This window comes from Bacillus sp. (in: firmicutes) (assembly GCA_012842745.1).
In the GTDB taxonomy this organism is placed as follows: Bacteria; Bacillota; Bacilli; order Bacillales; family Bacillaceae_J; genus Schinkia.
Map to the genome: position 1 here is coordinate 1 of DUSF01000044.1, position 15,257 is coordinate 15,257.

12 protein-coding genes and 3 pseudogenes are annotated in these 15,257 nt (G+C 37.1%); 10 read left to right on the forward strand and 5 right to left on the reverse strand.

Annotated features, from left to right (window positions below; translation table 11 throughout):
- Positions 1 to 118: 118 nt before the first annotated feature.
- The 3 genes and pseudogenes from GX497_11195 to GX497_11205 form a co-directional block, all read right to left on the reverse strand.
- Positions 119 to 382: pseudogene (locus tag GX497_11195) on the reverse strand (glycosyltransferase family 1 protein).
- Between the two features lie 195 nt (positions 383 to 577).
- Positions 578 to 1,540, reverse strand: coding sequence for a peptide-methionine (S)-S-oxide reductase MsrA (gene msrA / locus GX497_11200; GenBank protein HHY73760.1), 963 nt, complete (start codon positions 1,538 to 1,540; stop codon positions 578 to 580).
- 1 nt (position 1,541) lies between these two features.
- A complete protein-coding gene (locus tag GX497_11205) occupies positions 1,542 to 3,614 on the reverse strand; it encodes a hypothetical protein (protein HHY73761.1) in 2,073 nt (690 codons plus the stop codon).
- A 50-nt stretch (positions 3,615 to 3,664) separates the two neighbouring features.
- Between GX497_11205 and GX497_11210 the strand changes: the two genes are divergently transcribed.
- The 10 genes and pseudogenes from GX497_11210 (at position 3,665) to GX497_11255 (ending at position 13,652) form a co-directional block, all read left to right on the forward strand.
- Complete coding sequence (locus GX497_11210; GenBank protein HHY73762.1) at positions 3,665 to 4,357, forward strand: response regulator transcription factor; 693 nt, start codon at positions 3,665 to 3,667, stop codon at positions 4,355 to 4,357.
- Positions 4,358 to 4,526: 169 nt separating this feature from the next.
- Positions 4,527 to 4,643 carry a DNA-binding anti-repressor SinI gene (gene sinI / locus GX497_11215; protein ID HHY73763.1) on the forward strand — a complete coding sequence of 39 codons (117 nt, stop codon included), beginning with the start codon at positions 4,527 to 4,529 and terminating at the stop codon, positions 4,641 to 4,643.
- A 368-nt stretch (positions 4,644 to 5,011) separates the two neighbouring features.
- Positions 5,012 to 5,224, forward strand: a pseudogene (locus GX497_11220) (UTP--glucose-1-phosphate uridylyltransferase).
- Positions 5,225 to 5,643: 419 nt separating this feature from the next.
- Complete coding sequence (locus GX497_11225) at positions 5,644 to 6,855, forward strand: ABC transporter substrate-binding protein (protein ID HHY73764.1); 1,212 nt, start codon at positions 5,644 to 5,646, stop codon at positions 6,853 to 6,855.
- Between the two features lie 97 nt (positions 6,856 to 6,952).
- Positions 6,953 to 7,828: a branched-chain amino acid ABC transporter permease gene (locus GX497_11230; GenBank protein HHY73765.1), complete on the forward strand. Its 876-nt coding sequence runs from the start codon at positions 6,953 to 6,955 to the stop codon at positions 7,826 to 7,828.
- A gap of 12 nt (positions 7,829 to 7,840) precedes the next feature.
- Positions 7,841 to 8,800 (forward strand): branched-chain amino acid ABC transporter permease, encoded by a 960-nt coding sequence (locus GX497_11235; protein ID HHY73766.1) that lies wholly within the window; start codon positions 7,841 to 7,843, stop codon positions 8,798 to 8,800.
- Positions 8,790 to 9,578 (forward strand): ABC transporter ATP-binding protein, encoded by a 789-nt coding sequence (locus GX497_11240; protein HHY73767.1) that lies wholly within the window; start codon positions 8,790 to 8,792, stop codon positions 9,576 to 9,578. The genes GX497_11235 and GX497_11240 overlap by 11 nt, the downstream gene beginning before the upstream one ends.
- The gene (locus GX497_11245) at positions 9,571 to 10,278 is read left to right on the forward strand and encodes an ABC transporter ATP-binding protein (protein HHY73768.1); all 708 of its coding nucleotides are present in this window, start codon (positions 9,571 to 9,573) and stop codon (positions 10,276 to 10,278) included. The genes GX497_11240 and GX497_11245 overlap by 8 nt, the downstream gene beginning before the upstream one ends.
- A gap of 146 nt (positions 10,279 to 10,424) precedes the next feature.
- Positions 10,425 to 12,959: an EAL domain-containing protein gene (locus GX497_11250; protein HHY73769.1), complete on the forward strand. Its 2,535-nt coding sequence runs from the start codon at positions 10,425 to 10,427 to the stop codon at positions 12,957 to 12,959.
- Positions 12,960 to 13,166: 207 nt separating this feature from the next.
- Positions 13,167 to 13,652 (forward strand): PaaI family thioesterase, encoded by a 486-nt coding sequence (locus GX497_11255; protein ID HHY73770.1) that lies wholly within the window; start codon positions 13,167 to 13,169, stop codon positions 13,650 to 13,652.
- 72 nt (positions 13,653 to 13,724) lie between these two features.
- Here the strand turns inward: GX497_11255 and GX497_11260 are convergent, their stop codons facing one another.
- Positions 13,725 to 14,711: a diaminopimelate dehydrogenase gene (locus GX497_11260; protein HHY73771.1), complete on the reverse strand. Its 987-nt coding sequence runs from the start codon at positions 14,709 to 14,711 to the stop codon at positions 13,725 to 13,727.
- Positions 14,712 to 14,942: 231 nt separating this feature from the next.
- Positions 14,943 to 15,197 (reverse strand): annotated as a pseudogene (locus tag GX497_11265) (MFS transporter).
- Positions 15,198 to 15,257 lie beyond the last annotated feature (60 nt).

A 15,257-nucleotide genomic window follows, 5' to 3' on the forward strand; every position in this document is an offset into this window, starting at 1 on the left:
ACAATGTGGGGGAGACATGTACCCTGAGTATTATAAAGGTGTACATGGCATAGAATATAAGATTTCGGATATCTTCTAGACAAAAAAGGACTGAGTGAGGTGGTTTTCCTCACTCAGTTTTTCTTATCCATTTATAAGCAGCGTCTGTATCAGCTACAATAATGGCATCATAAGTATTATTTTTTATAATTGAAATAATCTTGTCTTCATCCTTTGTCAAATAAACCGGAGCAACATCCTGCATAATGTGCAACCCGCCATGGTCTGTTGTGTAAAGAAACTCTGTTTCAATTCCATGCTTTTTAAAATAGATTGAGCGATGTCGCCATCCAGCATTTACTCCACCAACAGTGAGCAGACGCCAAATTACAAGTACTTTCATAATCGTTTCTCCTCGTTTATTTTTGCTCGGATACCTCCTCATCTTAGCATTTTTGCAATTGATAGTATCTCTTTACATTTTGAATTAACGAAGCCTTCTCCTATATTTAATTCAACTATGGTACAAAATGTACAGGCACATATCTATATAATTAAAAAAAGACCGCTCCAATTTTTAATAGAGCGCTCCCTATTTTTATTGTGTTTGAAACAAACTCAAAAACTGCCCATACCCTTCTTCTTCCAACTTATCCTTATGAATAAAGCGAAGGGCAGCAGAATTGATACAATATCGTGCTTTATCAGGACCTGGTCCATCATCAAAGACATGGCCTAAATGTGAGTCCGATTGTTTAGCTCTTACTTCAATTCTTCTCATGCCATGTGACAAGTCCAACCGTTCCTCTAAGTCCATCCGCCGCAATGGCTTCATAAAACTCGGCCAGCCGCAACCTGCATCATATTTATCTGTTGAGCTGAACAACGGTTCACCAGAAATAATGTCAACATAAATTCCATCCTCGAAATTATTCCAATATTCATTCCGAAACGGCGGCTCAGTTGCATTATTCTTTGTTACTTCATATTGAAGTGCAGTTAGCTCTTTCCGCAATTGTTCATCACTTTTTACCGTTTTCCAATTTTTACGGATAAAGCGCGCCCGACCAGAACCTTCTTTATAAAGATTGTAATGTAGTGGGTTTCTTTTATAATAATCTTGATGCCTTTCCTCTGCACGGTAGAAAGGACCTACCGGCAAGATTTCTGTTACAATCGGCTTTTGAAAACGTCCACTCATAGCTAAGACTGCCTTTGAAGCCTCTGCCAATCTCCTTTGCTCCTCATCATGATAAAAAATCGCTGTTCGGTAAGACTGACCCCTATCATGAAACTGCCCACCGGCATCTGTTGGGTCAATTTGCTGCCAAAACAAATCAAGTAATTTTTCATATGGAAAAACAGCTGGGTTATACGTAATTTGAACCGCTTCGTAATGTCCAGTTGTATTAGAACAAACTTCCTCATATGTAGGGTTTTCTTTATGACCGCCAGTGTAGCCTGAAATAACTTCCTTTATCCCAGGCTGTTCGTCAAACGGTGAAACCATACACCAAAAACACCCTCCTGCAAACGTAGCTAATTTATATTCTTCAAACATTTTACATTCCACTCCTTTGTAAAGGTAAAATAAAGTAAAAGCAGCTTCCCTTGCCTACTTTACTCTCCACACCAATAATCCCGTTGTGATACTCAATAATTTCTTTTGAAATGGCAAGACCTAGCCCAGACCCATTGTGCGTTTTACTTTGGCTTTTACTTTTATAAAATCGATCAAATACAAAATCAAGCTCGTCTTCCTTTATACCCGTGCCGTTATCCTTTACTTTAATAACGACATTGTGCTCATCCCATTTTCCAAGCTCAAAATCAATTTTGCCATTTTCATTTACAAATCTTTGAGCGTTTTTAAGTAAATTCACAATAACCTGCTCTATTCGTAATGGATCCATTAAGACAAGAAATTCATTTTCTTCACCGGAAAGCAAATTATTACATACAAAGTGAATCTCCTGCTTTTCAATATCCAACCTATTTTTTTCATATAATTCATAAATATACTCACAGATATTTACCTTTTGCAAGTCAAATTTAATTTGCCGATTTTCGATATCTGTCATATCGTGAAGGTCATGCAACAGTAATGATAAGTAAAGACTGTGGTTATAAACTAATTGAATATAATCCTTATTACTTGGAACAACCCCATCTAACATTCCCATCGTATAAGCCCGAATACTTGTTAATGGAGTCGATATTTCGTGGGAAATATTTCGAATCCACATACTTCTTGATTGGTGCGCTTCTTCAAGACTTTCATTAGCGATTTTAAGCTGCTCATTCGCCTGTTGCAACTCTTTTGTACGCTCAAGTACTTGCCGCTCTAATGATGTATTAAGAATCGCCAAATCGTTAGATAGTTTTTCTGTACGCACAAAAGCCATTGCGTATCTTTTCGAAATCATAATAGATTGTGTAAATAAAAAGAAAAACAAACCGACAGAAGCCAATTCAGTTGTACGAATGAAGTGATTATAGTATAAAGTATCATTAACCGTCGTCAAGAATAACATTAGTAGGGCTATAGTATTTAATAACGACCCTTCCCGCTTCTTCCGAAAAGCTGTTATATACACATAAACTAAATATAGAAAAACAAGATCAATAATAAATTGTAGCAAAACCATTGTTTTTGTATAAAAAATAGCGGGAGTAAGTATGATAAAAAGGCTATACATAGCCAAAATTACAGCAATAATATTTCTTATTTTGCGATTCATATCTTCGGGAAACTGTGTATAAGCAAATAAAGTAAAAAACAAAACACCAGCGGATGCACCTAAATACTCCAGCTTCCTTGCCATTTCCCAATTCAAAAAGAAAAGAATCTCCGAGGCAAGCCCTTCTTCAAGAATAGTTGCTCGAATAGCGACCAAGATGCACAATACACCAAAATAAATTAAAGACCTTTCTTTTCTTCGGTATAAAAACATCAGGATATGGTAGATTCCGATAATCGTTAAGCTTGTTACAATGATTGAACGGTAAATCACCCTTTTTTCCTTGTATGTAAGAATGGTTTCTGGCTCTCCGATTAAAACTGATCCAAAAATCCCAGCCTTTCGTTGCTGAAAATTAGATACTTGCATAATCAGCTCAATCTCGTTTGTATCGACTTGGAACTGGACAATCTTCGGAACATTATTAGGTACTGTTGTGCCTTTACTTAAACCAACCATACCATTCTGCGCTTTTTCTTCACCGTTAACCCATAATTTATATGCTGAGGATACACCAGATATATATAAAGCTTTTATTTTACCAATCTCCTCTTTTGCAAGTTCAATTCGCAAACGGTATGTAGCGTATCCCACAAACGGCAGTTTTTCATCTCCTATATTGTAGTTTCGCCATGGGCTAGGGACTTGGACCATCTGAGGAGTAGGCTTGGAGGAACTTTGCAAAAACTCTTGCGGCGTATAAAGCTTCTGCCAATAAAATTCCCATTCTCCATCTAATTTCACAATCCTACCTTCTTGCATATGATTAAGACCAAAAATCCCTCCATTCGCTGTTTCACTTGTATTAGCTTTTACGGAAACAACTAATAAAATTGTACTAATGCTGAGAAAAAGTAATAATAATTTAAAGTATGTTGATTTTGTCTTTATCATCTTTAACATCCTTATCACTTATTTCTAAATTTGTAATGGAGGACGATATTGTGAGTCCAATCAAAATTTTAGTAATTGAAGATGATGCTTCAATTGTAGAAATTTTACGTATATATCTTCTGCGAGAAGGTTTTACTGTCTATACATCACCAAATGCAGCTGATGGGATACGCTTAATAGAAAAGGAAACACCCAACATATTGTTATTAGACATCAATCTCCCCGATGAAAATGGTTTTGAAATTGCCCGAAAGTATCGTGAAATTTCTGATGGTATTCTTATCTTTCTTACTGGTGAAAGAACAAAACGCTCGATTATCCATGGTTTTGGCATTGGATGTGATGACTATTTAACGAAGCCATTTGACCCAGGTGAATTACTAGCTAGAATAAAGGCCCAACTTAGAAGAGTCGGAATAGCCTCCTCTAAAGTTCTTACGACTGGAAATTTAACGATCAATTTCACTGATAAAAGTATATACAAAAAAGGTGAAAAGATTGACCTATTTACAAAAGAAAAAATGTTGCTTTTCCATTTAGCTGAACATCCTGGCCAAATATTTAGCGCGGAACAATTATATGAAAGGATATGGGGCATTGATTATAATGCTGATTTGAAAACTGTTTCTGTTCACATAAGTACATTGCGAAAGAAAGTGGAAGATGACCCTAAAAAACCACAATTCATTCAAACGGTCAGAGGGTTTGGATACAAATTTTCAATTCCGAATAAAAAAGTTTAACATATGTTTTTATCCATTCACTCCTTTACTCACCAAAATATACCCCAATTTTCTTAATATTTAATATTTTATTTAACCCAATTTTAACCTCATCCGTTTAGAGTAGGAATGGGAACTTTAATCTGGGCTATATGGTTAATCATAAATAGTAAACAGGAGTGAATTGTGGATGTTAGATCACGAATGGCTAAAACTAATCCTACAAGCAAAAGGTTTAGGGCTAACAATAGAGGAGATAAGGGAATTTCTTTATAAGGAACAGAAAAACATTAAAATAAAAAAATGAATTAGCGAGCGAAAATAATGTCATTACGTTCTCATTAAATATTAATCGTTTGCCTTAAAATTTCTTTGGAGCATCCGACCGCCCCCCGTGATCCATTATTTTCGTAATTCGAGCCCTATCCACAATAACAACATAGGTGGAATCATAAAGAAAGTTAATGGCCACATGTCGGTCTTAATTCCTAAGAAATCTACTAAAAAAATGTTCATAGGATGAACTGGTGCATGATATATCACAAAAAGCATCCCGCTTATAATATAACCATAGGAAATATTATTTTTGCATTTTCAGCTTGTTCTTTTGATTCCAATTTAACTTTCCCAGAAACTTTAACACCTTTTGTTAATAAAATGCCTTGGTTTACTTTATTAGTAGAAAAACCAAATAAAGAAGAGGCACCTTCAAGATATGCAATTATGAGGCGCTACGTATTAAGGCCTGAGATTTTTGAAATTCTCGATAAGCTTCCAGCTGGGCGGGGAAATGAATGACAGCTGACAGATGCCCTTAACGTCCTTAATAAACACCAGGCTGTTCTTGCTTATAAATTTGAAGGAACTCGTTATAATATTGGCGATAAAAACGAATTTAAAAATGTAGCCCTTAATCAACTCTTAAAAAAGATGAAAAGTCCGATTATTTTTGATGGTCGTAATATTTTTGAAGTTGTTAAGCTACAAGAATGTGAGGTGGTTGAATACTATCCAATTGGAAAACCTGCTCCTATAGTCGGAGATGAATAAACGATAGGAAGCAGGGAAAGATTCCCCTGCTTTCTATCACAATATAATTTTTAATTAGTATTCAGAAATATAGAAATACATAAAAAATTTACTAGACTTAATAGACGCTATGGTTTAAAATACTGTTATTGAAATAATATTATTAATTATTTTTTTACTCTGACAGATTCCGATGAATTAGTATATTAGACAAATAAATTACTGAGCTCATTATTGTCAGAATAATGGAATAATTATGCAAAAGGGGGATTTCTTAGATGAGTAAAAGATTTTCTAAAATTCTTTTATCGACTGCTTTATTTGCAGGTCTACTTGCCGGATGTTCAGGCGGTGGCGGCGACCAAGGGGCAGGAAATACAGGCGCGGGCGGTGGTGGAAAAGTAGCTGATGCTGATGTAATTAAAATCGGCGTAAATATGGAGCTTTCAGGTGCAGTTGCTTCTTATGGACAATCTAACACTGAAGGCGTTGAACTAGCTGTTGATGAAATCAATGCAGCTGGTGGTATTGATGGCAAAAAGATTGAGCTAATCAAAGTTGACAATAAGTCAGATGCTGCTGAAGCTACGAATATTGCAATCCGTTTGACAAGCCAAGACAAAGTAAATGCCATTATCGGTGCATCTACTAGCGGCAATACAGTGGCCCAAGCACAAATTGCGAATGGTACACCAACAGTTCTTATTTCACCATCAGGTACAAGCCCAACTGTTACAGTGAAAGAAGATGGCTCAGTTAATGAATACGTATTCCGTACATCATTCATCGATCCGTTCCAAGGAACCGTTGCAGCTAACTTTGCTGCAAATGATTTAGGGGTAAAAAATGCAGCTATCTTTGCAGATAATGCAAGTGATTATGCAAAAGGACTTGCAGTTGCCTTTAAAGAAACATTTGAAGCAGCGGGTGGCAAAATTGTTGTACAAGACGCATATGTAGCAAAAGATACAGATTTCCGTTCTACACTAACTCGTATTAAATCAAAAAATCCAGAGTTTATTTTTATCCCAGGTTACTATGAAGAAGTGGGCTTAATCGTAAAGCAAGCTCGTGAAATGGGCATTACTGCGCCATTAATGGGCGGTGATGGCTGGGATTCACCGAAGTTAGTGGAATTAGCTGGTGCAGAAGCTTTAAATAATACATTCATGACAAACCACTATTCTGCTGAAGACCCAAATCAAAAAATTCAAGACTTTGTTACAAAGTTTAAAGAGAAGTACAAAGGAAAATCACCTGATGCTTTCAATGGCTTAGGATATGACACAGTGTATTTATTAAAAGATGCCATTGAGCGTGCTGGTAGCTTAGACCCAGTGGCAATTAAGGATGCATTAGCAGCAACAAAAGACTTATCTTTAGTAACTGGTACAGTTACAATTGATGAAAACCATCATCCAATAAAAGCAATAACTGTTATCGAATTTGTCGATGGAAAGCATCAATTCAAGACGAAGATTAATCCTTAAGAATTAAATAATAAAGCTAGTGAAATGGGAGGAAATCCTTCCATTTCCCTTTTTTTGTAAAGCTATATTTGTATTTTAATAGAAGGAGTGAGAAATAATGGAGTGGGTCCAACAAATCGTAAATGGTATTTCGTTAGGAAGTATTTACGCTTTAATCGCATTAGGTTATACGATGGTTTATGGAATTATAAAGCTCATTAATTTTGCCCATGGCGATGTGTTCATGGTTGGTTCCTTTATTGGATTTTACGCCATTGTGGGCTTGGGTTTAGGGTTTCTCCCAGCCTTATTATTAGCAATGGCAGCTTGTGCTGTATTTGGTGTCTTGATTGAACGAATCGCTTATAAACCGCTTCGAAATGCTACGCGAATTGCGGCATTAATAACGGCAATCGGGGTTTCATTTCTAATTGAAAATGTCATGATTTATGCTCGTGGTGCCCAGCTTGAAACTTACCCGAATGTGTTACCAAACAAAACCTTTGATTTCTTCGGTGCTCAAATTAGCAGCCAATCCCTCCTTATTTTGTCGATTTCAATTACTCTGATGCTTATTTTGCAAATTATTGTGCAACGGACAAAAATCGGTAAGGCAATGCGGGCTGTTTCCTTTGATACAGAAGCAGCTCAGTTGATGGGTATTAACGTAAACACTACGATTTCTGCAACATTTGCGATTGGTTCAGCCCTAGCAGGTGCAGCAGGGGTAATTTTTGGTGTATATTATACAAAGATTGAGCCTTTAATGGGAGTTATCCCTGGTATTAAGGCGTTCATTGCTGCTGTATTAGGTGGAATCGGTATTATTCCCGGTGCAATGGTTGGCGGACTGCTGTTAGGAGTTGTAGAATCAATCGTGACGGCCTTAGGGTACTCACTATGGAGAGATGCAGCTGCATTTGTTATTCTTATCTTAATTTTGATTTTTAGACCAACTGGTCTTTTCGGAAAAAACACGAGAGAGAAAGTGTAGGTGAGATCAACGATGAAAAAATCAAAGGGATTTTGGCTATTTTTAGTTTTATCCATTATTATTTATACGGCTGTTCAATTCGCCATCAATTCCGGCATCATAAATACATTTTATATGAATACATTAATTGTTATCGCTATAAATGTTATTTTAGCTGTAAGTCTTCATTTGGTTATCGGTGTTACTGGACAATTTTCAATCGGACATGCAGGTTTTTTAGCGGTGGGGGCTTATATTTCAGCGATTATCACAATGAAAATGCACTTGCCTTTTCCAGTGGCATTGGTAGTTGGAGGCGTTGTTGCAGCAGCAGCTGGATTACTTGTCGGCATTCCGAGCTTACGTTTGCGCGGGGACTATTTGGCGATTGCAACATTAGGGTTTGCTGAAATTATTCGGATTATCTTTTTAAATATAGATTATGTAGGTGGAGCTGCGGGAATGCAGGTTTCCCATATGACTACTTGGACTTATGCTTTTATATGTTTATTGATTACTTTAATTGTGATTATGAACTTTACGAATTCGCGTCATGGAAGAGCTTGTATTTCTGTTCGAGAAAATGAAATAGCTGCTGATGCTATGGGTATCAGTACAACTTATTATAAGGTTATTGCTTTTACACTGGGGTCATTTTTCGCTGGAGTTGCTGGCGGATTGTATTCCCATAATTTCTATATTATTCAACCTAACCCGGTTAGTTTTGGTTTCTTTAAATCGTTTGATATATTAGTTTTCGTCGTATTAGGCGGACTTGGAAGTTTATCTGGTTCTGTCATAGCAGCAGTTTTATTAACAATTGTTTCAACGTTCTTACAAGGATATCCTGAAACGAGGATGATTATTTATAGTCTTGTCCTTGTTATTGTTATGATATACAGACCACAAGGATTAATGGGTACACGTGAAATTACAGATTTGTTCGGTAGTAAGTGGAAGAGTGCGAAAGGAGGCAACGGATATGGCAAATAATCCATTGCTTCAAGTTCAAGGAGCAGGCATTCAATTTGGCGGACTGAAGGCTGTTTCTGGAGTTAATATCGAAATCAACCAAGGAGAACTTGTTGGACTGATTGGGCCAAATGGCGCAGGGAAAACAACTTGCTTTAATTTGCTTACAGGAGTGTACGTACCAACGGAAGGCAATATTATTTTCAATGGTGAACGTGTGAATGGACAGCCGCCATACAAAGTAACGCGGAAAGGAATTGCCCGCACCTTTCAAAACATTCGTCTGTTCAACGAATTATCCGTGTTAGATAATGTGAAAGTTGCCTATCATTCGTTAGCTAAGCATTCTATTCTTAGTTCCGTTTTGCGGTTGCCATCCTATTTTTCTGGAGAAAAAGAGATGGAAGAGAAATCGATTGAGTTTCTAAAAATCTTTCAGTTGGATAGATTAAAAGATGAAAAAGCAAAAAATTTACCATACGGCCAGCAAAGGCGCTTGGAAATTGCGAGAGCCTTAGCTGCTGGTCCGAAGTTATTGCTTCTAGATGAGCCGGCAGCAGGTATGAATCCACAAGAGACGCATGAATTGATGAAGTTAATTGCGTTTATCCGCAATCAGTTTGATTTAACAATTTTGTTAATTGAGCATGATATGAAATTAGTAATGGGTATATGTGAAAGGATTTATGTATTAGATCACGGTCAGCTTATTGCTGAAGGAACCCCAGATGAAATCCGCAACAATCCTAAAGTAATTGAGGCTTATTTAGGAGAGGAAGTTGGTGATGATGATGCTTAAAGTTGACCATATTGATGTATATTACGGAAATATTCAAGCCTTGAAGGAAGTTTCATTAGAAGTAAAGGAAGGTGAAATTGTCACTTTAATCGGGGCAAATGGAGCGGGAAAAAGCACTCTCTTGAAAACATTATCAGGTTTATTGAAGCCAAAGAAAGGTGACATCCAATATTTAGGTGCATCTATTGCCGGAAAGCCAGCTCAGGCAATCGTAAAAGCAGGAATTTCTCATGTCCCTGAAGGGCGTAGAGTTTTTGCCAACATGACAGTGGAAGAAAACCTTGAATTAGGTGCCTATTTACGAAAGGATAAAAAGGAAATTCGTGAGGATTTAAATAAAGTTTATGAAATCTTCCCACGCCTTTTAGAACGGCGCAAACAATTATCGGGAACACTTTCAGGCGGCGAGCAGCAAATGCTTGCAATGGGGAGAGCAATTATGGCTAGACCGAAGCTCCTTTTACTTGATGAGCCATCAATGGGGCTCGCACCATTAATGGTGCAAACAATTTTCAACATTATTGAAGAAATAAATAAGGCTGGCACGACGATTTTATTAGTTGAACAAAATGCGAACATGGCTTTATCGATTGCCAATCGCGCCTATGTTATTGAAACGGGACGTGTTGTTGTTTCAGGAACAGCGGCAGAGCTACAAGCAAGTGAACAAATTAAACAAGCCTATCTTGGTGGGCTGTAATAAAGGGGGAGCAGAGAGTAAAATCTTTTGCTTCCTTTTTTTAAAATGTCATCAATTATAAAAAAGTTTCCTAAATTATTTAAATGATTTTGTTGTACAATGTTGTTATATTCTATCTTAAACGGCCTCTGGGAAGAAGGTGCATGATGAAGTCAGCATTTCAAAATATTTTAGCTTTTAAGAAGGGCAATGGCACAATTATTGTTTTTTCGGTCTTGCTTTTATTTATTGCCTTATTTTTTCGGGAATCATTGTACGGAATTTTTGGGGAACAGAACTATTTAACAATCCATTTAATTATGGAGTTTTTTATTATAACTATCGCTTTTACAATTGCAATACAATCATGGATGGTTTTTCCCCATATTCTTTCAAGCTATCGGTTATGGATAGGGGCCTTATTTTTTTCAGTTGGCATAATAGAAGTAGCGCATGCCATTACATATAAAGGAATGCCCTTTTTTATATCGGAAAGCTCTGCTTATAAAGCAACGTGGTTTTTTATGGCAGCTAGGTTAACGGAAGTGATTGTGATGTTAGCAATCGTAACCTCGAAAGACCGCCTAGTTAGTTCACGCCAAAGATATGTAGCTTATAGTATAGCCTTTCTGTATTCTGCAGTTTGGCTTGTAGCTGTTTATTATCCAAAACCGCTTCTGCCAGATCTTGTAATGGAAGGAATCGGGACAACTACCTTAAAAAATAACCTCCAATTTGTTGGAATTGGTATCGAACTTATTATTATTTATGTTGTAGCTAGTCGCTTTCAATCGAAACAAGTGTTTAACTATATGCTTATTACAGCATCGGTCTATTTAATCATTGCTGATTATTATTTTACGACTTATAAAAGCGTTTATGATATTAATAATTTTATAGGCCACTTGTTTCAGTTAGCGGGCTTTTATTTTTTGCAAAGAGCGGTTTATCATACATCGGTAGAGGAGCCGTTTGAAAAGAAAATAGAGACAGAAATTCTATTGAAACAAAGTGAGGAGTTTCTCCAATCGATTACCTCAAATATGGGGGAAGGGCTTATCGTTATGAATGATAATGGTGAGCTGACTTATATGAATTTTGAGGCAGAACAGCTTCTAGGCTGGTCTAAGGAAGATTTATTAGGCAAAAATATTCATGATTATATTCATCGTCATAAAGATGGGAGCCATTTTCCTAAAGAAAATTGTCCATCTTTAAAGGCAAGTAAAGAAGGAGAGGTGTATCGGGTTAATGAGGATTATTTTATTCGAAAAAATGGTAAAATATTTCCGGTATCCTATGTTGTTACGCCTTTTGCTAACAAGGGACAAGCATCTGGAGCAATTATAGTCTTTCGTGACATCACTCAAATGAAAAAGGATGAAGAACTTATCCATTATTTGGCCTTTTACGACGAATTAACAAAACTGCCGAACATCCGCTGTTTAAAGGAAAAGTGGGAGGAAATTGTTGAAGGGCTTCCAAATCAAAAGGCTGCCATTCTAATTCTTGATATAAATCGCTTTAAAAATATAAATGAAGCGTTAGGCCATTCATTTGGAGATTTAATCCTCCAAGAGGCTGCAAAACGGCTAAATGAACAACTCTTTCCAAATATGTTTTTATATAGGATGACAGGTGATGAATTTGTTTTAATTCTTCCGACAGAGGAGGAAACAGAAATCCTAACTAAATTTGAAGCGATTCAGCTAGGCTTCAAAGAACCGTTACGGGCACAACAATTATTATTAAATGTTACATTTAGATGCGGTGTTGCCCTTTATCCCCAACATGGGTCGGAAATAGAGGGACTACTTCAGCATGCAAATATTGCGCTTATGGAGGCGCAAAATCAAAACAAGTCGATTCAGCTTTATGAGCCATTTATGGATGGCAAGGCATTAGATAATCTCGTTTTTGAAAATGACTTATACAATGCTATTTCAAGAAATGAGCTCTATGTTGTCTATCAGCCGCAAGTTGAACTTGGCAGCGGTAAAATTATTGGGGTTGAGGCATTGATCCGTTGGCATCATCCTGCACACGGTTGGATTTCACCAGGGAAATTTATTTCCATAGCTGAGGAAACGGGGTTAATCATCCCGATTGGGGAATGGATATTACGTACAGCCTGTAGGCAAATGAAACAATGGCATAACGAAGGGCTTCCGCCACTTCGTGTCGCCGTCAATTTGTCAATTAGGCAATTCTATCAACAAAATTTATCAGATACAGTTCAAGAAATTTTGCAAGAAACAGGTCTATTACCACAATACTTAGAGCTGGAAATCACCGAAAGTATGATGATGAATATTGACCATACGAAGAAAACTTTAGATGCCTTAAAGCACTTAGGCATCGAAATTTCTATTGATGATTTTGGCACAGGCTATTCTTCTTTAGCTTATTTAAAGCATCTTCCGGTTGATAGATTAAAAATTGATCAATCTTTCGTTCGTGATATTGTCAATAAAGATAGTGATATGACGATTATTTCAACAATTATTTCAATGGCACGTTTCTTAAATCTTGAGGTTATTGCTGAAGGCGTAGAAACGGTAATCCAAAAGGAAATGCTGCAAAATGAGCAATGTATGCAAATTCAAGGGTATTTAATTAGCAAACCATTACCTCCTGACGAATTACTTAAAAAGTTTGATAGTCTTCAAGAAACGGCTAGGGTAATTGTTACAGGGGTATAAAGCTCATTTGCGTGGAATCCATATATTTGCAAAAAAAAGGAATACAAGCTACTTATTCATAATATTTTAATAGTAAAAGGCAATGTCTAAATAGCTCAATTAATAAATTTTTTAGGCATTGCTCTTTTATTTGCTAGGATATGTTATAATATTCTGAAAATACTAAAAACAGCTCTAAATAGCTGTAAATTAAAAGGGGGAGAAACAATGGAAGAAAAGGTAGTAAAGGCAATTCAAGATGATTATCCAGATGATTTTGCATGGTGTTATGGTTGTGGACGTTTAAACGAAAGTGGGCATCATTTTCGAACAGGTTGGCAAGGGAAAAATACGGTCACTATTTTTGAGCCACAACCTGAGCATTTGGCGTTACCGGGATTTGTTTATGGTGGCTTAACAGCATCATTAGTTGACTGTCACGGTACGGGTTCTGCTGCCCTTGCGTTGCATCGCAAAAATGGACATGAGCCTGGGGGCGAGGCTGAGCCACCGCGCTTTGTAACCGCCTCCTTACATGTTGACTTTTTAAAGCCAACACCACATGGTGTGCCATTAAAGGCGATTGGAACGGTTGAAGAGATTCATCCGAAAAAATGGAAAGTTAATGCGGAAGTTTACGCAAGTGATACACTTTGTGCTCGTGGCGAAGTCATTGCAGTTGTCATGCCAAGTACATTTGCGAAAAAAGAGTAGATTCCTACATAGGTATGTGCACAGCTGTATAAAAAACGCTTGGACGATTTATCCAAGCGTTTTTTGCAACTTTTATAGAAGCTCTTTCCGTAAATCAGCCGCTGACTTAGGGGATAAGTACCCTGGTGCAACATCAAATACAGTTTTTGCGCCATATTGCCCTTCTTGATTCATGCGGTAAGCTGCCCGTGCATAAGCAACGAGGACACTAGAGGTAAACTCAGGATTGCTGTCAAGCTTAATTGCATACTCAATAACTTGGTTCGTGCCTTCGCTAGTTTGTCCACTACGGATGACGAATCCACCATGCGGCATTGCCCCATGATTAGCTTTAAATTCCTCTTCGGAAATGAAATTTACAGTAGTATCATAGTCCGCAAAGTAGTTCGGCATTGTTTTGATTGCTGTTTCGATTTCTGTAGTGTTAGCACCATCTTCAGCCACTACCCAGCATTCTCTCAAATGCTTCTCTCTCGTTGAAAGCTTTGGATTTTCGGAATTGCGGACGCGTTCTACCGCTTCCTCAATCGGAATGGTATATTGTGCGCCTGCCTTAACACCTGGAACGCGGCGGATCGCGTCAGAGTGTCCTTGGCTTAAGCCTTTGCCCCAGAATGTATATGTATTGCCGTCAGGAACGATAACCTCTCCCATTAGTCGATTTAATGAAAATAAACCTGGATCCCAACCAACGGATATAATGCTTGTTTTATTATTTGGCTTAGCTACTTGATCGACGCTGTCAAAGTATTCAGGGATTTTTGCATGTGTATCAAAGCTGTCGATTGTATTAAAAATCCTCGCATAGGCAGGTCCTTGTTCAGGCAGGTCTGTTGCTGAGCCGCCACATAAAATTAACACATCAATTTCATTTGTATATTTCTCAATTTCATCAACTAAAAGTACTTTAATGCTTTCATCATTTACATGAACAGTTTCAGGAGCTCTCCTTGTAAATACATAAGAAAGGGTCATATCGCTATTTTTTTTAACAGCTGCTTGTACACCTTTTCCAAGGTTTCCGTATCCAACTATTCCAAGTCTAATTTGATTTCCCATTATTTATTCCTCCAATACAAAAGATGTCATAATATGCTAGTCTAGCATCAATGTTTGAAAATATCCAAATTTGTCTCACCTGTTCATTTTATAATTGAACACTTATCGAAACAATATATTGTTGGATAAAAATAAATAATCCATCGACCCTCTACCTTAACGAACACCTTTCATAAATGTTTGAATCTTCGGTGCCACCATGAAAAGAATTAAACCTAGTAAAATAGATGCTCCGCCGATAATCCCAGACATATAAACTAATGATCCGTAAATCGACATAATCGCAAGCGCTGTTGTTTCCTCTAGTCCTAACCCACCTTTTGAAACTTCATAATAAATATAAAAAACTAGGATTGCCCGCATTCCATAGTAAGAGAAGCGTTCCCAGAATTCAGTGAAGAAAAGCGTAAATAACCCTTTTGGGTGCCAAAAGAAGCCTTTTTGTGGAACGCTTTCGACAATTTTCTGCTTATCTATGTTCGATATATTGCAACCTCCATAAAATATTTTGTTAAAATGTTAGAAAAAATTAACACTTTGCGGCCA